The sequence below is a fragment of the Bacillus sp. FSL R10-2780 genome (genome assembly GCF_038006125.1).
Taxonomy (GTDB): domain Bacteria; phylum Bacillota; class Bacilli; order Bacillales; family Bacillaceae_G; genus Bacillus_A; species Bacillus_A cereus_U.
This window is the reverse complement of the sequence record NZ_JBBOUQ010000001.1, coordinates 2,500,076-2,521,142: the sequence shown is the minus strand read 5'-3', so window position 1 is coordinate 2,521,142 and position 21,067 is coordinate 2,500,076. Positions and strand designations below refer to the sequence as shown.

Here is a 21,067-nt window from a genome sequence, read left to right as displayed (position 1 = left end):
ATTACATATAATTTTAAACAGCATATTTATTAAGAAAAACGAAGATAGGGATAAGTACCTTTTTCATACCTTATATAGCGAACTGAGGATAGTGTAAGCTCAGGATAAGGAGATAATGGGAATATCACCCTGGAGTTCCGCGCTGAACAAATTTAGTAAGCGTAGGCGTATATTCGCGTTAAGAATATAAAGAGGACCTTATGCATTTGTATATGGTCTACTAGGGTGGTACCGCGGGAGACTTTCTCGTCCCTTTTTGGGATGAGAGGTCTCTTTTTTATTCCCTTTTTTAAGGTCTGTCGTTTATATATTTAAGGAGGAATTGAGCATGGAGTACAAAAATACATTACTAATGCCAAAAACAGAATTCCCGATGCGTGGGAATTTACCGAAACGTGAGCCTGCAATGCAAGAAACATGGGCTGAAATGAATATTTATGAAAAGGTACAAGAACATACAAAAGGTCGTCCTTTATTTGTACTACATGATGGACCTCCATATGCAAATGGTGACATCCATATGGGACACGCACTAAATAAAGTGTTAAAAGACTTTATTGTTCGTTTTAAATCAATGACAGGATACTGTGCACCATATGTGCCAGGTTGGGATACGCACGGTTTACCAATTGAACAAGCTTTAACGAATAAAGGTGTAAAGCGTAAAGAAATGACAGTTGCTGAGTTCCGTAAATTATGCGCAGAGTATGCATATGAGCAAGTAGAACGTCAACGTGAACAATTTAAGCGTTTAGGTGTACGTGCAGATTGGGATAATCCATATATTACTTTAGAGCCAGCTTATGAAGCACAACAAATTAAAGTGTTTGGTGACATGGCGAAAAAAGGTTATATCTATAAAGGACAGAAACCAGTTTACTGGTCTCCAACGAGTGAATCAGCTTTAGCAGAAGCTGAAATTGAATACCAAGATAAAAAATCAGCATCTATTTACGTAGCATTCCCTGTAAAAGACGGAAAGAACGTATTAGAAGGTGATGAGAAGTTCATTATTTGGACAACAACACCTTGGACGTTACCTGCTAACTTAGGTATTTCTGTTCATCCAGAACTTGAATATGCTATTGTGAACGTAAATGATGAGAAATATATTATTGCTTCTGAACTATTTGAGACAGTTGAAAAAACGTTAGAATGGGAAAATGCTGAAGTTGTGAAAACGGTAAAAGGTAGCGAACTTGAGTATACAGTTGCAAAACACCCATTCTACGATCGTGACTCATTAGTTATGCTAGGGGAGCACGTTACAACAGATGCTGGTACAGGTTGTGTTCATACAGCACCAGGACACGGGGAAGACGATTTCCTTGTTGGTAAGAAATATGGTTTAGAAGTTCTTTGTCCAGTTGATGATAAAGGTGTATTAACAAATGAAGCACCTGGATTTGAAGGTCTATTCTATGATAAAGCTAATAAACCAATTACGGAAAAATTAGAAGAAGTAGGTGCGTTACTAAAATTAACATTTATTACGCATTCATACCCACATGATTGGAGAACGAAAAAACCAATTATTTTCCGTGCAACAGCACAGTGGTTTGCATCTATTGAAGCATTCCGTAAAGAATTATTACAAGCTGTTGAAGAAACGAAATGGGTTCCAGCATGGGGTGAAACTCGTCTTCATAATATGGTTCGTGACCGTGGTGATTGGTGTATTTCTCGTCAACGTGCATGGGGTGTACCGATTCCAGTATTTTATGCGGAAAATGGAGACCCAATTATTACAGATGAAACAATTAGCAATGTAGCAGATTTATTCCGTGAACACGGTTCTAACGTATGGTTCGAGCGTGAAGCGAAAGATCTATTACCAGAAGGATTTACACATCCAGGTAGCCCAAATGGTGAATTCCGTAAAGAAACAGACATTATGGATGTATGGTTTGATTCAGGTTCTTCTCACCAAGCGGTATTAGAAGAGCGTGATGATTTACAACGTCCAGCAGATTTATATTTAGAAGGATCTGACCAATATCGTGGTTGGTTTAACTCTTCATTATCAACAGCAGTTGCTGTAACAGGTAAAGCACCGTATAAAGGTGTTCTAAGCCACGGTTTCGTACTAGATGGTGACGGACGTAAAATGAGTAAGTCGATTGGAAACATCGTCGTACCGAAGAAAATTATGGATCAATTAGGCGGAGATATTTTACGCTTATGGGTATCTTCTGTTGACTATCAATCTGATGTACGTATTTCAGATGATATTTTAAAACAAGTAGCAGAAGTATATCGTAAAATCCGTAATACATTCCGTTTCTTATTAGGAAACTTAGATGACTTTAATCCAAGTGAAAATACAGTGGCGGCAGCTGAGCTTCGTGAAGTTGACCGTTATATGTTAGTAAAATTAAATGAATTAATTACAAAAGTGAAAGAAGCGTATGAAGCATATGACTTTGCAGCAGTATATCACGCAATTCATAACTTCTGTACAATTGATTTAAGCTCATTCTATTTAGACTTTGCGAAAGACATTTTATACATTGAAGGTGCAAATCACCAAGATCGCCGCGCGATTCAAACAGTATTATATGATGTTCTTGTTGCATTAACAAAACTTGTAACACCAATCTTACCTCATACAGCTGATGAAGTATGGCCTTATGTTCCTGGTGCAGAAGAAGAAAGTGTACAGTTAACTAATATGCCAGAAGTTGTAGAAGTAGATGGTGCTGAAGCGTTAAAAACAAAATGGGATGCATTTATGACGTTACGTGATGACGTATTAAAAGCTTTAGAAGTCGCTCGTAATGAAAAAGTAATTGGTAAGTCATTAAATGCAAGTATTACACTATATCCGACTGCAGAAATGAAAGCTATGTTAGAGTCTATTAGTGAAGACTTAAAGCAACTATTTATTGTTTCTGAGTATAAACTTGGTGGTATGATAGAAGAAGCTCCGGCAGATGCACCTAAGTATGAGCATACAGCGGTTGTTGTAGCTCAAGCAACTGGTGATACGTGTGAACGTTGTTGGGTTGTTTCAGAAACAATTGGCAAAGATGCGGAACATGAAACATTGTGTGAGCGCTGTGCAACAGTTGTTAAAGAAAACTACGTAAAATAATGAAAAAACTGACTGCTCATAAGAGTAGTCAGTTTTTTGTTGATGATATATCGAAATAACTTTCACTCTCTTTCCTATGAAGGAAAAATGTGTGTGAGGTAAGCATAGAAATTTCGGACACACTAATTGTACATTGCAGCTGGGAGGAATGTACACGTGAATGAAATTTATATGGAAATAAAAGAAGAATTGCAATTGATGAGAAAAGAGTTGCAAGATAGACTGGCGAAAGAAGTAATGCACACATACTATATGGAATTTGGGCAAGAACTTGGATACGGAATAAAGGAAGAGACAAAGAAAAAATTGCTATTACATGATATAAAAGAGGATTTAAAAGATGTAGAACGTGCATTGTTTAAAATGGAAATAGATATGTACGGTATTTGTGAAGAAACTGGAAGAGCGATTTCTACAAAACAAATGAAAACAATGCCGACTGCTCGTACTATTCATGAATTTTTCTATGAAAAGGTAAATGTATGAATACGCACAACGATATTATGTTACCTTTTTTTAATTTATTTTATTCTTCTATAAAGGTTCATTGTGAAAAGGCAGCAGCTATGCTAAAATTTTGAGGTACACTGTCTTTATGGGGGAAATGAAAATGATATATTATGTAATAGCGTTATTTGTCATTGCCATCGATCAAATATCGAAATGGCTAATTGTAAAGAACATGGAATTGGGTACGAGCATTCCGATTATCGATAATGTATTATACATAACATCACATCGAAATAGAGGAGCTGCCTGGGGTATTTTAGAAAATAAAATGTGGTTTTTCTACATTATTACAGTCATTTTCGTAGCATTTATCGTATTTTATATGAAAAAATATGCGAAAACGGACAAGCTTCTAGGTATTTCATTAGGTCTAATTTTAGGCGGAGCAATTGGCAATTTTATTGATCGTGTATTTAGACAAGAAGTAGTGGATTTCATTCACGTGTATATTTTCTCGTACAACTATCCAGTATTCAATATAGCTGACTCAGCATTATGTATTGGAGTTGTATTAATTATTATTCAAACAGTATTAGAAGGAAAGAAAACGAAGGAGTAATTGAATGAGTGAAGTAGTACAAGTAACAGTTGCAGAAGAACAAAAAGGCGAGCGAATTGATAAATTCGTTGCAGAAATAAACAGTGAATGGTCACGTTCACAAGTGCAGCAATGGATTAAAGATGCTGTTGTGACAGTAAATGGGAAATCAGTTAAAGGGAATTATAAAGTAAAGGGAAATGATGAAATTACAGTAACAATTCCCGAGCCAGAAGAGTTAGATATTCAACCGGAAGATATGAATTTAGAAGTTTATTATGAAGATGCAGATGTACTAGTTGTAAATAAGCCGCGTGGCATGGTAGTACATCCAGCACCAGGGCATACGAAGGGTACGCTTGTAAACGGACTTATGCATCATTGTACAGACCTATCAGGTATTAACGGTGTAATGCGTCCTGGTATAGTACACCGTATTGATAAGGATACATCTGGATTATTAATGGTTGCTAAAAATGATATGGCGCACGAATCACTTGTAAATCAACTTGTAGCCAAAACGGTAACGAGACGTTATAAAGCGATTGTACATGGTGTAATTCCACATGATAAAGGAACAATTGATGCTCCAATTGGTCGTGATAAAAAAGAACGTCAAAGTATGACCGTTGATGAAAATGGTAAGAATGCAGTTACACATTTCCAAGTGTTAGAGCGATTTAAGGATTTCACACTTGTAGAATGTCGTTTAGAAACGGGACGTACACACCAAATTCGTGTTCATATGAAATATATTGGTTATCCACTTGCAGGGGATCCAAAGTATGGTCCGAAGAAAACATTAGACATGAATGGACAAGCACTTCATGCAGGGATTTTAGGTTTCGATCACCCTCGTACGGATGAATATATTGAGTTTGAGGCACCGATTCCAGAAGTGTTTGAAGAAGCGCTAAATATTTTACGGAAATAGTATTGACAAATCATAAGAAAACTGAGATACTGACAACAGTTAAATAATGATCCTTTAACACAGCCCCGTGAGGTTGAGAAGGTAACGGTTTGAAATACTTAGGGTATGCTGTACCCTTTTTTCAAAAGTCCTCTCGCACACGCTGAGAGGACTTTTTTTATACCATTACTCTCACGCAAGAAAAAAACTTGGAGGTGTAGAGCATGCAAGAGAAAGCTGTCGTTTTAGATGACCAAATGATTCGCCGCGCTTTAACACGAATTAGTCATGAAATCGTGGAACGAAATAAAGGTGTCGATAATTGTGTTCTTGTCGGAATAAAAACACGTGGAATTTTTATTGCACAACGTTTGGCAGAACGAATTGGTCAAATTGAAGGAAAAGAGATGGAAGTAGGAGAGTTAGATATTACGTTATATCGTGATGATTTAACACTACAATCGAAACATAAAGAACCACTTGTAAAAGGTTCTGATATTCCTGTAGATATTACGAAGAAAAAAGTTATCCTTGTGGATGATGTGTTATATACAGGAAGAACAGTTCGAGCAGCAATGGATGCTCTTATGGATTTAGGTAGACCATCACAAATCCAATTGGCTGTTCTTGTTGATAGAGGTCATCGAGAATTACCAATTCGCGCTGATTATGTAGGAAAGAACATTCCAACATCTAGTGAAGAGCGTATCGAAGTTGATTTGCAAGAGACAGATCAACAAGATCGAGTAAGCATATACGATAAGTAAAGCCCTTTTAAATGTAGTCCTGTGAGGCTGCCAAAGGGTCTTGGCTTTCATGTGTCAAATTTGGCATACGAAAGTGTAGGACTCTTTGTGCACAGGCACAAAGAGTTTTTTTATTGCAAAAATTAAAACTGAAGGAGGATGTAACAATGGAGCAAAAGCCAGTGTTAGACATTCATGAAGTACCGAAACCGGGAAAATGGTTATTATTAAGTATACAACATTTGTTCGCGATGTTTGGATCAACAGTGCTTGTTCCGTTTTTAACAGGACTGAATCCATCAGTAGCTTTAATATCAAGTGGATTAGGAACGCTAGCGTTTCTTCTAATAACGAAAGGTCAAGTACCAGCATATTTAGGATCATCATTTGCCTTTATTGCACCAATTATTACGGCAAAAACAGCAGGTGGACCTGGAGCAGCAATGCTTGGAGGAATGCTTGCGGGACTTGTGTACATCTTAATCTCACTCGGAATTAAGAAATCTGGGTCAGAGTGGATTATGAAATTACTTCCTCCAATCGTAGTTGGACCAGTCGTAATGGTAATCGGTTTATCTTTAGCGCATACAGCAGTGAACATGGCGATGAACGGTGCTGATGGTAAGTATAGCATTACACACTTTTCAGTAGCATTAGTAACATTAGCAATTACAATCATTTGCTCCATATTTGGGAGAGGGTTTTTCAGTATCATACCAGTGCTACTTGGAATCATCGGTGGGTATATATTCGCTTACTTCCAAGGGCTAGTAGATTTAAAGCCAGTAGCTGAGGCGAAATGGTTTGTCATACCAGACTTCACAGTACCGTTTGTAACATATACTCCGGAGTTTTCCTGGAAAATTGTACTCTTAATGGTACCAGTTGCACTTGTAACAATTTCAGAACATATCGGACATCAAATTGTACTTGGAAATGTTATTAAAAGAGATTTAATTGAAAAACCAGGTTTACATCGTTCAATCTTCGGTGATGGGGTAGCAACATTGATCGCATCAATAATAGGAGGACCACCGAATACAACGTACGGTGAAAACATCGGTGTGCTAGCAATTACGAGAGCATACAGTGTATACTTATTCATCGGTTCAGCAGTGTTCGCAATCATGTTTGGATTTATCGGGAAGATTTCAGCACTGATTCATTCGATTCCAACACCGGTTATGGGTGGTGTATCAATCCTACTCTTCGGTGTAATCGCATCAAGTGGTTTACGTATGATGGTAGACGATAAAACAGACTTAGGCGACAAACGAAACTTAATGATTGCATCAGTTATACTAGTAATCGGTATTGGCGGGGCGGTACTACACGTAGGTGAATCGTTCCAAGTAGAAGGAATGGCACTAGCAGCAATTGTAGGTGTACTATTAAATCTACTACTACCAGAGACAAAACAAACAAACAAAACAAAACAATCTAAGCAGATTGCTTCATAAAAATAACCTTTTAATTCAGTCCTGTGAGATAGAAAAGGGTGGCTACTTTAACGCACCCTAGTCTCAAAAGGCTAGGGTATTTTTATACAGTTGTTGTTATAAAAATTCAATGGTGTTATCATAAAAAACAGAAAGATGAGGGATGACGATGAGCCATTTGTTAACGATGAGTGAATTATCGGAACAAGAAATTTCAGAAATCCTAAAAGACGCAGAAGATTTCGCGAATGGAAAAGAGAGCAAAACGACAGAGCAAACATTTGTTGCGAACTTGTTCTTTGAGAATAGTACGAGGACGAGATTTAGCTTTGAAGTTGCTGAGAAGAGATTAGGACTTGAAGTATTAGACTTTTCCGCAGATGCATCTAGCGTACAAAAAGGAGAAACTTTATACGATACGATAAGAACACTAGAATCAATCGGAACAAAAGCGGTAGTCATCCGCCATGAGCAAGATCGTTACTTCGATGAATTAAAAAATCAGGTGAATATCCCAATCTTGAACGCTGGAGATGGATGTGGAAATCATCCAACGCAATGTCTACTCGATCTTCTAACAATTAAACAAGAGTTTGGAAGATTTGAAGGTTTGAAGATTGCAATAGTTGGGGATGTTCGTCATAGCCGAGTAGCACGTTCTAATGCAGAAGCATTAACGAAACTGGGCGCGACAATTTACTTTGCAAGCCCAGAAGAGTGGAAAGATGAAGAGAACACATTTGGAACGTACAAGAGTTTAGATGAACTTGTTCCAGAAGTGGATGTGATGATGTTACTTCGTGTACAACATGAGCGTCATGATCATTATGAAACAGACATTATGAAAGAGTATCACGATCAACATGGGTTAACAGTTGAAAGAGAAAAACGTATGAAAGAAGGAAGCATTATTATGCATCCAGCCCCTGTAAACCGTGATGTTGAAATTGCGAGTGAACTTGTCGAGTGTGAACGCTCACGCATATTTAAGCAAATGGAAAACGGGGTCTACGTAAGAATGGCTGTACTAAAACGCGCATTACCAAATGTATTAGGAGGAATGAAACATGAATTATTTGTTTAAAAACGGTCGTTATATGAATGAAGAAGGAAAAATTGTAGCAACAGATCTTCTCGTACAAGACGGTAAAATTGCGAAGGTAGCAGAAAATATTACGGCAGATAATGCTGAAGTAATCGATGTAAATGGAAAGTTAATCGCACCTGGATTAGTAGATGTACACGTTCATCTTCGTGAACCAGGTGGTGAACATAAAGAAACAATTGAAACAGGAACACTTGCAGCAGCAAAAGGTGGATTTACTACAATTTGCGCAATGCCAAACACACGCCCAGTACCAGATTGTAAAGAACATATGGAAGACCTGCAAAAGCGTATTGAAGAAAAAGCACATGTAAATGTATTACCATATGGAGCCATTACAGTACGTCAAGCAGGTTCTGAAATGACTGATTTTGAAACGTTAAAAGAACTTGGAGCGTTTGCTTTCACTGATGATGGCGTAGGTGTGCAAGATGCAAGCATGATGTTAGCTGCAATGAAGCGTGCAGCGAAATTAAATATGGCAGTTGTTGCACACTGTGAAGAGAACACACTTATTAATAAAGGATGTGTACATGAAGGGAAGTTTTCTGAGAAACACGGATTAAACGGTATCCCATCAGTATGTGAATCCGTACATATTGCCCGGGACATCTTACTTGCGGAAGCTGCAAATTGTCACTATCACGTATGTCACGTAAGTACAAAAGGATCTGTACGTGTAATCCGTGACGCGAAACGTGCTGGAATTAAGGTGACAGCAGAAGTAACACCGCATCACTTAGTATTATGTGAAGATGATATCCCATCGGCTGATCCTAACTTTAAAATGAATCCACCGCTTCGAGGAAAAGAAGATCATGCAGCGTTAATTGAAGGACTATTAGATGGAACAATTGATATGATCGCAACTGACCATGCACCGCATACTGCAGAAGAGAAAGCGCAAGGGATTGAAAGAGCGCCGTTCGGAATTACTGGTTTTGAAACAGCATTCCCGCTTTTATATACGAACCTTGTGAAAAAAGAAATCATTACATTAGAGCAACTAATTCAATTCTTAACAGAAAAACCAGCTGACACATTCGGTTTAGAAGCAGGGCGCCTAACAGAAGGTAGAACAGCGGATATTACAATTATCGATTTAGAACAAGAAGAAGAAATTGATCCAACAACATTCTTATCAAAAGGAAAAAATACACCATTCGCAGGTTGGAAATGCCAAGGTTGGCCGGTTATGACAATCGTTGGTGGTAAGATCGCATGGCAAAAGGAGAGTGCATTAGTATGAAAAGACAACTTATCTTAGAAGATGGAACGGTATTAATTGGAAAAGGTTTCGGAGGAGAAATCGAAAAGTCAGGTGAGGTTGTATTTACAACTGGGATGACTGGATATCAAGAAACTTTATCTGATCCATCATACTGCGGTCAAATCGTAACATTTACGTATCCATTAATCGGAAACTACGGCATTAACCGTGATGATTTTGAATCAATTCACCCATCTGTAAATGGTTTAATCGTAAACGAAATTTGTGATCACCCATCAAATTTCCGTAATGAAATTTCGTTAAATGATTACTTGAAAGAAAGAAATATCCCAGGATTAGCAGGAATTGATACGAGAAAATTAACAAGAAAAATTCGTGAATATGGAACTTTACGCGGACGTCTTTGCAATATGGATGTGGATGTAGAGGACATCGTTAGCCAATTGAAAGCAACTGTCTTTACAGATCATGTGAAACGCGTATCAACAAAAGACCCATACCCAAGTCCAGGTCGTGGTCATCGCGTTGTACTTGTAGACTTCGGAATGAAACATGGTATTTTACGAGAATTAAATAAGCGTGACTGTGATGTAATTGTTGTACCTTACAATACAACAGCAGAAGAAATTTTACGTCTTAGCCCAGATGGAATTATGTTAAGTAATGGACCTGGGGACCCAAAAGATGTACCAGAAGCAATTGAAATGTTAAAAGACATTATTGGTAAAGTTCCTTTATTCGGGATTTGCCTAGGACATCAATTGTTCGCGCTAGCATCTGGTGCGAATACAAGTAAGTTAAAATTCGGTCACCGTGGTTTAAATCATCCAGTAAAAAATCTTGCAACTGGAAAAGTAGCAATTACATCTCAAAACCATGGTTACGCAGTAGAAGAGGAATCAGTTGGAAATACAGAACTTGAAATTACACATGTTGCTTTAAATGATGGAACAGTAGAAGGTCTTCGTCATACGAAATTCCCAGCATTTACAGTGCAATACCATCCAGAAGCTTCTGCAGGACCAGAAGATGCAAATGATTTATTCGAAGATTTCTTAGCAATGATTGAAAACTTCAAGAAAGAAGGGGAAGAGTTATGCCAAAACGCCTAGACATTAACACAATTTTAGTAATCGGATCAGGACCAATTGTAATTGGGCAAGCAGCAGAGTTTGATTACTCTGGTACACAAGCTTGTCAATCTCTTAGAGAAGAAGGTTACAAAGTAATCCTTGTTAACTCTAACCCAGCAACAATTATGACAGATACTGCAACAGCAGATAAAGTATATATAGAACCATTAACACTAGAATTCGTAAGCCGTATTATTCGTAAAGAACGTCCAGATGCACTCCTACCAACATTAGGTGGTCAAACAGGCCTGAATATGGCTGTTGAACTTGCGAAATCAGGCATACTTGAAGAGTGCGGAGTTGAAATTTTAGGAACAAAATTATCAGCAATCGAGCAAGCCGAGGATCGTGACTTATTCCGTACATTAATGCAGGAATTAAATGAACCAATTCCATCTAGTACTATTATTCATACGCTGGAAGAAGCACATGAATTTGTAAAAGAAATTGGTTATCCAGTTATTGTTCGCCCAGCATTTACAATGGGGGGAACAGGTGGCGGAATCTGTAATAATGAAGAGGAACTAATTGAAATCGTATCAGGTGGATTAAAACATAGTCCAGTAACACAATGTTTATTAGAAAAGAGTATTGCTGGTTGTAAGGAAATTGAATATGAAGTAATGCGTGATTCGAATGATAACGCGATTGTAGTATGTAACATGGAAAATATCGATCCGGTTGGGGTTCACACAGGTGATTCTATCGTTGTAGCACCGAGCCAAACATTAAGTGACCGTGAGTATCAAATGTTACGAAACACTTCATTACGAATTATTCGCGCATTAGGAATTGAAGGTGGATGTAACGTTCAGCTTGCACTTGATCCACATAGCTTCCAATACTATGTAATCGAAGTAAACCCGCGTGTGAGTCGTTCGTCTGCACTAGCATCTAAAGCAACTGGATATCCAATTGCGAAGCTAGCGGCGAAAATTGCAGTCGGTTTAACATTAGATGAAATTGTAAACCCAGTAACACAAAAAACATACGCTTGCTTCGAGCCAGCATTAGACTATGTTGTTTCAAAAATTCCACGTTGGCCATTTGATAAGTTTGAATCAGCAAACAGAACACTTGGTACACAAATGAAGGCAACTGGTGAAGTTATGTCAATCGGACGTAACTTAGAACAATCATTATTAAAAGCGATCCGTTCTTTAGAGCTTGGCGTTTATCACCTAGAGTTAGACCACTTAAAAGAGCTTGATAAAGAAACGATGAAAAAGCGTATTATAAAAGCTGATGACGAGCGTCTGTTCGTTGTAGCAGAAGCGATCCGTCAAGGTGTAACGAAAGAAGAAATCAACGAATGGTGTGAAATGGACTTCTTCTTCTTACAAAAAGTTGAAAATATCGTAAACATGGAACGCGAAGTAAAAGCGAATGTAGGAAATATGGAAGTGTTACAATCTGCGAAAGAAATGGGCTTCAGTGACCATTACATCGCCAATGCTTGGAACAAAACAGAGCGTGAAATTTACGATATGCGTAAAGAAAGCAATATGACTCCTGTTTATAAGATGGTAGATACTTGTGCGGCAGAGTTTGAATCTGCAACACCATACTACTACAGCACATATGGTGACGAGAATGAATCGATTGTAACAGATCGTAAGAGTGTAGTTGTACTAGGATCTGGTCCAATCCGTATTGGTCAAGGTGTTGAGTTTGATTATGCAACAGTTCACTCTGTATGGGCAATAAAAGAAGCTGGATATGAGGCAATCATTGTTAATAACAACCCTGAAACAGTTTCAACAGACTTCAGTATTTCTGACAAATTATACTTTGAACCATTAACAATCGAAGATGTAATGCACATTATCGATTTAGAAAAGCCAGAAGGTGTTATCGTCCAATTCGGTGGACAAACGGCAATTAACTTAGCAGCTAAATTAGAAGCACACGGTGTGAAAATCTTAGGAACATCACTTGAAGATTTAGACCGTGCAGAAGATCGTGATAAGTTTGAAGCAGCTTTAACAAAGCTTGGTATCCCGCAACCAGTTGGTAAAACAGCAACGACTGTAGAGCAAGCAGTAGCGATCGCTGACAAAATTGGTTACCCAGTATTAGTAAGACCATCTTACGTACTAGGTGGACGTGCGATGGAAATCGTATATCGTCAAGAAGAATTACTGCATTACATGAAAAATGCGGTTAAAGTTCACGCAGATCACCCAGTATTAATCGACCGTTATATGGTTGGTAAAGAAATTGAAGTAGATGCAATTTCAGACGGTGAGAATGTATTCATTCCAGGTATTATGGAACATATCGAACGCGCTGGAGTTCACTCTGGGGATTCAATTGGAGTATATCCACCACAGAGCCTATCTGAAAAACTAAAAGAACAAATTATTGAACATACAATTGCGCTTGGAAAAGGTTTAAACATTGTTGGATTACTAAACATTCAGTTTGTAGTATTCAAAGATGAAGTGTATGTAATTGAAGTAAATCCACGTGCGAGCCGTACAGTACCATTCTTAAGTAAAATTACAGGCGTACCGATGGCAAATATCGCAACGAAAGTTATTTTAGGTCAAAACCTTGTAGAACAAGGATATGGAACTGGCTATCACCCAGAAGAGAAGGAAGTGTATGTAAAAGCACCGGTATTCTCATTTGCGAAACTACGCTCAGTTGATACAACATTAGGGCCTGAAATGAAATCAACAGGGGAAGTAATGGGTAAAGATTTAACGCTTGAAAAAGCATTATATAAAGGACTTGTTGCTTCAGGAATTAACATTCCAACGCACGGATCAGTAATTATCACTGTAGCGGATAAAGATAAAGAAGAAGCGCTGGAAATTGCAAAACGCTTCCATGAAATCGGCTATAACTTATTAGCAACAGCAGGAACAGCACAATCCCTAACAGAACAAAACATTCCGGTGCAAGTTGTAAACAAAATTGATTCTGAAGACTACAACTTACTTGATATTATCCGTCAAGGGAAAGCGCAGTTTGTAATCAATACATTAACAAAAGGAAAACAACCAGCGCGTGATGGTTTCCGCATTCGCCGTGAATCAGTAGAAAATGGTGTGGCTTGCTTAACATCACTTGATACAACGAGAGCAATCTTGAGAGTATTAGAATCTATGACATTCTCAGCTCATTCAATGAAAGAAATTACGCAAACGAAGCGTCACGAGGTGGTACATGCATGATGCAAAAGCAAAATATGATCGTCGTTAACCAAAAAGAAATCGCAAAAAACATTTACGAATTAGTGCTTCAAGGGGATCTAGTGCAGCAAATGAAGGATCCAGGGCAGTTTGTACACATTAAGGTAGCAGAGGGCATTACGCCCCTTCTGCGCCGCCCAATTAGTATTTGTAATGTTGATCAAGACAAGAACGAATTTACAATGCTATATCGTGCGGAAGGACAAGGAACAAAAACATTAGCGAAAAGAAAACAAGGTGAACTTGTAGATGTGTTAGGACCACTTGGTCATGGATTTCCTGTAGAAGAAGCGCAATCTGGACAAACGGCTCTATTAGTTGGTGGGGGGATTGGTGTACCACCACTATATGAATTGTCACAGCGTCTTGTAGCAAAAGGAGTACGCGTTATTCACATCTTAGGTTTCCAAACGAAAGATGTTGTCTTCTATGAAGAGAAATTCGCAGAGCTTGGTGATACGTATGTTGCAACAGTTGATGGTACACATGGTACAAAAGGGTTTGTAACAGATGTAATTGATAGCTATGGAATTGACTTTGACATTCTCTACTCATGTGGACCTTTAGCGATGCTTCGTGCATTAGAAGGACGCTATAAGGAGAGAAAAGCCTACATTTCATTAGAAGAACGTATGGGCTGTGGCATCGGAGCATGTTTCGCATGTGTATGCCATTTACAAGCAGATCCGAGTGGACATTCTTACAAGAAGGTGTGTAGCGACGGACCAGTATTTCCAATCGGGGAGGTTGTACTATGAACAGATTGCAAGTTGAATTACCAGGGTTATCATTAAAAAATCCAATCATCCCAGCATCTGGTTGCTTCGGATTTGGTCGTGAGTATGCACAGTTCTATGATTTAAGTGTACTTGGATCAATTATGATTAAAGCGACAACAGAACAACCTCGTTATGGAAACCCAACGCCTCGTGTTGCTGAAACACCAGGCGGAATGCTAAATGCAATCGGGCTTCAAAATCCTGGATTAGAAAAGGTAATGAATTCTGAATTACCTTTTCTCGAGCAATTTGATCTTCCGATTATTGCAAACGTTGCGGGTTCACAAGCTGAGGATTACGTAGCGGTTGCGAAGGCAATTTCAAAGGCACCTAATGTTCATGCGCTAGAATTAAATATTTCTTGTCCAAACGTAAAAACGGGTGGTATCGCTTTTGGTACAAATCCTGAAATTGCTGCTGATTTAACGAAGCGAGTAAAAGAGGTTTCTGAAGTACCGGTATATGTGAAATTGTCACCGAACGTGGCAAACATTGTGGAAATTGCAAAAGCAATTGAAAATGCGGGTGCGGACGGTTTAACGATGATTAATACATTGCTTGGTATGCGTCTAGATTTAAAAACTGCAAAACCAATTTTAGCAAACCGTACGGGCGGACTATCAGGGCCTGCGATTAAGCCAGTAGCAATTCGTATGGTACATGAAGTAAGTCAAGCGGTTAACATTCCGATTATCGGAATGGGTGGTATTGAAACAGCGGAAGATGTAATTGAATTCTTCTATGCTGGCGCAAGCGCGGTTGCAGTTGGAACGGCGAACTTTATCGATCCGTTCGTATGTCCGACAATTATTGAAGAATTACCAGCATTACTAGATGAATTAGGATTTGATCACATTTCGGAATGTCGAGGAAGGAGCTGGAAGTAAGTATGTCACAGTCGCTAATTGTTGCACTAGATTTTCCAGGGAAACAAGAGGTAGAACAATTCTTACATCACTTTGAAGGGGAAGAGTTATTTGTCAAAGTGGGTATGGAGTTATTTTACAAAGAGGGTCCTGCAATTATTACGTACTTAAAAGAAAAAGGGCATAAGATTTTTCTAGATTTAAAACTTCATGATATTCCGAATACGGTAAAAAGCGCTATGCGTAGCCTAGCTAGTCTAGATGTAGATATGGTAAATGTTCATGCTGCTGGGGGAAGTAGTATGATGAAAGCTGCGATTGAGGGATTAGAGGAAGGTAAGCAAGAAGGAAAAGAGAGACCGATTTGTATTGCAGTTACACAACTAACAAGCACTTCGGAAGCTATGATGAAAAAAGAGATTGGTATTGAGAAAACGTTAGAAGAAGCGGTTGCTCATTATGCAAAATTAACGAAAGAAAGTGGACTTGATGGCGTTGTTTGTTCAACACTTGAAGTACCAAAATTACGTGAAGTATGCGGAAATGAATTTGTAACAGTAACACCGGGGATTCGTCTTGCAAGTGATGATGTGAATGACCAAGTGCGCGTAGCAACACCGAAACGTGCGAGGGAACTTGGTTCAAGCTACATCGTAGTTGGACGTAGTATTACAAAAGCAGAAAATCCGCTTGAAGCGTATAAAACAGTAAAACAACAGTGGGAAGGTGTAACAGTATGAAAAAAGAAATCGCATCGCATTTATTAGAAATTGGAGCAGTATTTTTACAACCGAATGATCCATTCACTTGGTCTTCTGGTATGAAATCACCAATTTATTGTGATAATCGTTTAACTTTATCTTATCCAAAAGTACGCCAAGCGATCGCAGCTGGATTAGAAGAATTAATTAAAGAGCACTTCCCAACTGTAGAAGTTATTGCAGGAACAGCAACTGCTGGTATTGCGCACGCTGCATGGGTAAGCGATCGTATGGATTTACCAATGTGCTACGTACGTAGTAAGGCAAAAGGTCACGGTAAAGGGAACCAAATCGAAGGAAAAGCTGAAAAAGGTCAAAAAGTAGTAGTAGTAGAAGACTTAATTTCAACTGGCGGTAGTGCAATTACATGTGTAGAAGCACTTCGCGAAGCTGGCTGTGAAGTATTAGGAATCGTATCAATCTTCACATACGAGCTTGAGTCAGGAAAAGAAAAATTAGAAGCAGCTAACGTAGCTTCATATTCTTTAAGTGATTACAGTGCATTAACTGAAGTTGCAGCAGAAAAAGGTATGATCGGACAAGCTGAAACGAAAAAATTACAAGAGTGGCGTAAAAATCCAGCTAATGAGGCTTGGATCACAGCGTAACACGAAAAAAGACGACTGTGTGGGGAAACGCAGTCGTCTTTTTTTATAAAAAAATAGTAATGGTCATCATTAGTTACTACTTTGATAATATTCATACCCTCTTACAAACAATAGAGTCATATAAGAAACGATAAATGAGAAGATGCTGTACATACCGACCCAAAAGAAAAACTCTGGAGTAAAGGCGATAACACCTATTATTAAAAAACTAGCAAACGTTACAATCGGCATTACGTAATACGTTTTCGTTCTACGTGTTCCAATAACAGAAACGATAAAGATAAGTAATGGACAAAGAAATAAGACGAAAATCAATTCATTCATAGTTATGTCCCCTTTTCTAATTGCAGTAATCTGTTCTTCGTAAACGTTTTGAAATAAATACTCTCTTAATATAATTTCGCTAACATATACATAATCCCTTTTGAAGGTCAGGATGTTTCAATACTTAACCTAAAAAACGTAAGCAAGTATTGTCTTGCTTACGTTACAGAATAAACATCGCAACGATCGTGGTGACGATTAAGCCAATCACAACAGGTAAAAAGTTTCGGCGTGCAAGTTCAAATGGATCTACTTTACAAATGGCAGCGGCAGGAATAAGCGCCCAAGGAATTAAAGTCCCGCCCCCGGTCCATATAGCTGCAATTTGTCCGAGAGCTGTTAATGTTGCTGTTCCATGCCCAAGTGCTGTACCGAAAAGGTTTGCAATCGAACCAGTAAGTGATATACCTGAAAAGCCAGATCCATCTAAGCCCGTTATGACACCAACGATAGTTAAAGTTCCAGCGGATACATATTGATTTAAAGGTACAGTTTGAGATAAGGCGATTCCTAAGTCATTAATAATTCCATGTGAACCTTTCGGTAAATAGTCTCCGATAATTTTCACAAAGCCGCTATCTCCTAAATAAAAAAGTGCAGCAATTGGAATAACTGGACCGAAAATTTTAAATCCAAATTGTAGTCCTTCTATAAAATAATCGGTCGTTTTATTCAGGCCATTTCCTTTGTAGGCGATGAGAGAAATAATGATAATCATAATAACTGTCGTCCCGCCGATAAGTGCTGTTGCGTCGCTTCCTTGTAGTTTAAACTGAATCATGCAAAGAATATCGATGATATATACGATAGGGATACATATGGCAAGCCATTTCTTTGCCCGAGGAGATAATGAAGTGAGCGTTTTAGAAGACTCGGTTGATGGGATAGATTCTTGTATAGATAAGCCTGTATGAAATTCTTTTCGTAAGAAGAAAAATGCGACGGAAGTTGTCACAATGCCCATAACGATAACGAGGGGAACACTGGCAGAAACAACGCTAGAAACAGGAAGTCCGGCGGCGTCTGCGGTTAATTTCGGAGCACCTTGAATAACGAAGTCGCCGGATAAAGCGATACCGTGTCCGAATAAGTTCATAGCAATGGCAACCCCGATCGGTGGAAGGCCGACGCGTACAGCGACTGGTAATAAAATGGCCCCCATTAACGCGACAGCTGGAGAAGGCCAAAAGAAGAAGGAAATTGTCATCATTAATAGACCGATAATCCAGTAGGCGAGTGTAGGTGTACGAATCATCTTTGTAAATGGTGAAATCATCGTATCATTTATGCCAGTATGAACGAGTAGATTGCTCATCGATACGATAATGGAGATGATTAATATAGTTGGTAATAGTTCGGTAATGGCGTAAATGAAGCTTTGGAAAATACCGCTAATGGCAAGAGGAATAGAACTTGTTGCGGTTAATGCTAACAAAAAGATAAAAACGATACAAATGATCGTCGTATCTTTCCGGAGAATAAAAAAGGTAATGATGGTCAGTAAACAAAGAACATAGAGAGCATGTAAAAGCGTTAATTCAACTCCCATAACATTCACATCCTTTAGGCGTTCGTGTAGTTTATTGTATGAAAGCAGAGAAAGTATGTGAGTATAGGAAAAAGAAAAAAGTGAAATTTCATGTACTGTAATGGTAAGGAATAAAAATGGATGATACAATACAATTAATCCTAAAAATGGAATTCAAGGAGGGATAGAATGGGGGATAGTACGGATGAGAGAAAAAATAGGGTATTATGGTGTACTTGCTTGTTTAATATTATCTATCATTTCAGGACAATTTCTTAAAAGTGAATGGATAGGCGTTATATTATGTATAGGCGTACTGTTTTTTGCTCCTTTGTACCGCTGGAGTGAATGGAAAGCATATAGTCGAAAAAAGAAAATTGTTCTTAGTATCGAGTTTGTATTTGTAATTAGCACGATTCCGTTTTTGTTATTGAAAGGAAATGAGATAATAGATGGAATTGTAATTTTTCAAGGGTGGTTATTTATCGCGAAATTGTTATATTTAATATGCATTCTAATAGCGCTAGCGGTGGTCGCTAAAAAAGTAAACGAAAAGCTATTCGCTAATGAATAAAAGAAAATGCCACCTTATTCAGTGGCATTTTCTTATTTTACTGAATGTGCTTTTTGCATCTTTTTAATTAAACGAATTTGTCCGCGATGATTGATTTCATCTTCAAATACGTGAAACCACTTAAAGTAGTTATTTGCTGGTTTGTCATGCCAAAAATCTGTCGTTTTAAATAGCCATTCATCAGGTAACGATTGAAAAGTTTCAATCGTTTTAGAGCGCACTTCTTGTAACGTATTTATGTAGAATTCTATTGAGTTGCCTTTTATTTTCTCGCGTCCAAGATTTCCTAACTCAACAGCAGGTAACCAGTGTTCTAATTCAGCATCTGTTGGTTCACGATCTTCAAAGGTATGAATTTGGTAGTAAAATTCAATAGCAGCCATATGGTACAAAAGCATACCAATTGAGTTTGCTTCATCATCATACAAATAATCAAGTTCTTCAATTGTTAAGCCTTCGGCAGCCTGCATTGTTGTATAGCGAGCGTAATTCATCATGGAAACAAGTTTTGAAAATTCAAGCTGTAAACCATCTATCTTATCGATTACAAAGTTCAATTAAAATTCCCCCTCTTTAAACAATTACTCCAGAGAAGGAATTCTATGTGTAAAGAAAAAACTCCTGTTTAAAAGTTCATGATTTTTAACAGGGAATGACAATTAGTTCCCGATTTGCCTTTGTAATAACCTCATAGCCTTCTTTTGTAATGACGATATCGTCTTCAATTCTACAACCGCCCCAGTTCGGTATGTAAATACCCGGCTCAACTGTAACAACCATACCTTCTTGTAAAGTTGCCTTACTTTCTTGGGATAGGCGAAGCGGTTCATGTATTTCTAACCCGAGACCGTGCCCGGTAGAGTGGCCAAAGTATTGACCGTATCCATGTTCTGTAATGTAATCTCTCGTTATATCATCGATACTTTTCGCAGTTTCTCCAGGTTTAATTGCTTCAGTTCCACGCTTCAATGCTTCTAATACAACATTATATATTTTTTTGAATTCTTCTGATGGTTCGCCGATTGCTACAGTACGTGTTATATCGGAACAATAGCCGTTGTAAAGTGCACCGAAATCTAATGTAATCATATCGCCTCGTTCAATGATTTTATTTGATGCAACACCATGAGGAAGAGAAGAACGAACACCAGAAGCTACAATGATTTGAAACGATGAGGACGTAGCTCCTTTTTTTCGCATGAAAAATTCTAATTCATCTCGGACTTCAGTTTCGCTTATTCCCGGTTTTAGAAAGCTGAGAATGTGTTGGAAAGCTTCGTCAGCAATAGTAGCGGCAATTTTCATTGTTTCTATTTCGGGTGTGTCTTTAATAATACGAATATCTTCGATGATTTCACACACCTGAACCATTTCTGCCTTCATATATTTTTGTAAGTTCTTATATTGTTGCAATGTCATGTTATTTTCTTCAATTCCAAGTTTTTGAATGTTTAATTTGGATACTTGATTTGCAACTTCTTTTTCTAAATTTCCTTTATGCATAATGATTTCTGCGTCTTTTATTTGTGATTTCGCTTGATCTACATAGCGGAAATCAGTTATAAAAACAGCGTTATCCGCAGAGATTAAGACGACGCCAGCGCTACCTGTAAAACCTGTTGCATATTGGCGATTTTCTTTTTTTGTAATAAGTAATCCGTCAATTTCATAGTTTTTTAGTTGATTTTGGATTTTATTAATTCTTAAAGTCATGTTAA

General features: G+C 38.1%; 19 protein-coding genes and 1 other annotated feature. Of the genes, 15 read left to right on the top strand and 4 right to left on the bottom strand.

The window, feature by feature from the left end; translation table 11 throughout:
• Positions 1 to 32 precede the first annotated feature (32 nt).
• Positions 33 to 257: a binding site (T-box leader), on the top strand.
• 71 nt (positions 258 to 328) lie between these two features.
• The 14 genes from ileS2 (at position 329) to pyrE (ending at position 16,923) form a co-directional block, all read left to right on the top strand.
• Positions 329 to 3,094 (top strand): isoleucine--tRNA ligase, encoded by a 2,766-nt coding sequence (ileS2, locus tag NSQ47_RS12990; protein WP_002160707.1) that lies wholly within the window; start codon positions 329 to 331, stop codon positions 3,092 to 3,094.
• Between the two features lie 156 nt (positions 3,095 to 3,250).
• Positions 3,251 to 3,580, top strand: a complete 330-nt coding sequence (locus tag NSQ47_RS12985; protein WP_002160708.1) for a hypothetical protein — start codon at positions 3,251 to 3,253, stop codon at positions 3,578 to 3,580.
• Positions 3,581 to 3,704: 124 nt separating this feature from the next.
• Entirely contained in the window at positions 3,705 to 4,163 is a 459-nt protein-coding gene (lspA, locus tag NSQ47_RS12980) for a lipoprotein signal peptidase LspA (protein ID WP_002088246.1), read from the top strand.
• A 4-nt stretch (positions 4,164 to 4,167) separates the two neighbouring features.
• Positions 4,168 to 5,076, top strand: coding sequence for an RluA family pseudouridine synthase (locus tag NSQ47_RS12975; RefSeq protein ID WP_078172917.1), 909 nt, complete (start codon positions 4,168 to 4,170; stop codon positions 5,074 to 5,076).
• A 203-nt stretch (positions 5,077 to 5,279) separates the two neighbouring features.
• Entirely contained in the window at positions 5,280 to 5,822 is a 543-nt protein-coding gene (gene pyrR / locus NSQ47_RS12970) for a bifunctional pyrimidine operon transcriptional regulator/uracil phosphoribosyltransferase (RefSeq protein ID WP_001156489.1), read from the top strand.
• Between the two features lie 146 nt (positions 5,823 to 5,968).
• A complete protein-coding gene (uraA, locus tag NSQ47_RS12965) occupies positions 5,969 to 7,261 on the top strand; it encodes a uracil permease (protein WP_341037103.1) in 1,293 nt (430 codons plus the stop codon).
• Positions 7,262 to 7,409: 148 nt separating this feature from the next.
• Positions 7,410 to 8,324, top strand: a complete 915-nt coding sequence (gene pyrB / locus NSQ47_RS12960; protein WP_204208246.1) for an aspartate carbamoyltransferase catalytic subunit — start codon at positions 7,410 to 7,412, stop codon at positions 8,322 to 8,324.
• Entirely contained in the window at positions 8,308 to 9,594 is a 1,287-nt protein-coding gene (gene pyrC, locus NSQ47_RS12955; RefSeq protein ID WP_078179798.1) for a dihydroorotase, read from the top strand. Before pyrB ends, pyrC begins: the two co-directional genes overlap by 17 nt.
• Entirely contained in the window at positions 9,591 to 10,688 is a 1,098-nt protein-coding gene (locus tag NSQ47_RS12950; protein ID WP_016106020.1) for a carbamoyl phosphate synthase small subunit, read from the top strand. Before pyrC ends, NSQ47_RS12950 begins: the two co-directional genes overlap by 4 nt.
• The gene (carB, locus tag NSQ47_RS12945) at positions 10,673 to 13,891 is read left to right on the top strand and encodes a carbamoyl-phosphate synthase large subunit (protein WP_002146052.1); all 3,219 of its coding nucleotides are present in this window, start codon (positions 10,673 to 10,675) and stop codon (positions 13,889 to 13,891) included. The genes NSQ47_RS12950 and carB overlap by 16 nt, the downstream gene beginning before the upstream one ends.
• Positions 13,888 to 14,667, top strand: a complete 780-nt coding sequence (pyrK, locus tag NSQ47_RS12940; protein ID WP_002160712.1) for a dihydroorotate oxidase B electron transfer subunit — start codon at positions 13,888 to 13,890, stop codon at positions 14,665 to 14,667. The genes carB and pyrK overlap by 4 nt, the downstream gene beginning before the upstream one ends.
• Positions 14,664 to 15,575 carry a dihydroorotate oxidase B catalytic subunit gene (gene pyrD, locus NSQ47_RS12935; protein ID WP_016106019.1) on the top strand — a complete coding sequence of 304 codons (912 nt, stop codon included), beginning with the start codon at positions 14,664 to 14,666 and terminating at the stop codon, positions 15,573 to 15,575. The genes pyrK and pyrD overlap by 4 nt, the downstream gene beginning before the upstream one ends.
• Positions 15,576 to 15,577: 2 nt before the next feature.
• Positions 15,578 to 16,294, top strand: coding sequence for an orotidine-5'-phosphate decarboxylase (pyrF, locus tag NSQ47_RS12930; RefSeq protein ID WP_000083510.1), 717 nt, complete (start codon positions 15,578 to 15,580; stop codon positions 16,292 to 16,294).
• Entirely contained in the window at positions 16,291 to 16,923 is a 633-nt protein-coding gene (gene pyrE, locus NSQ47_RS12925) for an orotate phosphoribosyltransferase (protein WP_000711457.1), read from the top strand. Before pyrF ends, pyrE begins: the two co-directional genes overlap by 4 nt.
• A gap of 69 nt (positions 16,924 to 16,992) precedes the next feature.
• Here pyrE and NSQ47_RS12920 read toward each other — a convergent pair whose 3' ends face one another.
• Both NSQ47_RS12920 and NSQ47_RS12915 read right to left on the bottom strand, forming a co-directional pair.
• A complete protein-coding gene (locus NSQ47_RS12920; RefSeq protein WP_016106017.1) occupies positions 16,993 to 17,247 on the bottom strand; it encodes a YbeF family protein in 255 nt (84 codons plus the stop codon).
• Between the two features lie 163 nt (positions 17,248 to 17,410).
• Positions 17,411 to 18,796, bottom strand: a complete 1,386-nt coding sequence (locus NSQ47_RS12915) for a hypothetical protein (RefSeq protein WP_341037102.1) — start codon at positions 18,794 to 18,796, stop codon at positions 17,411 to 17,413.
• Between the two features lie 184 nt (positions 18,797 to 18,980).
• Between NSQ47_RS12915 and NSQ47_RS12910 the strand changes: the two genes are divergently transcribed.
• A complete protein-coding gene (locus tag NSQ47_RS12910) occupies positions 18,981 to 19,349 on the top strand; it encodes a YoqO family protein (RefSeq protein WP_002160714.1) in 369 nt (122 codons plus the stop codon).
• A gap of 32 nt (positions 19,350 to 19,381) precedes the next feature.
• Here the strand turns inward: NSQ47_RS12910 and NSQ47_RS12905 are convergent, their stop codons facing one another.
• Positions 19,382 to 19,906, bottom strand: coding sequence for a DinB family protein (locus NSQ47_RS12905; protein WP_016106015.1), 525 nt, complete (start codon positions 19,904 to 19,906; stop codon positions 19,382 to 19,384).
• 85 nt (positions 19,907 to 19,991) lie between these two features.
• Positions 19,992 to 21,062, bottom strand: a complete 1,071-nt coding sequence (locus tag NSQ47_RS12900; protein ID WP_016106014.1) for a M24 family metallopeptidase — start codon at positions 21,060 to 21,062, stop codon at positions 19,992 to 19,994.
• Positions 21,063 to 21,067 lie beyond the last annotated feature (5 nt).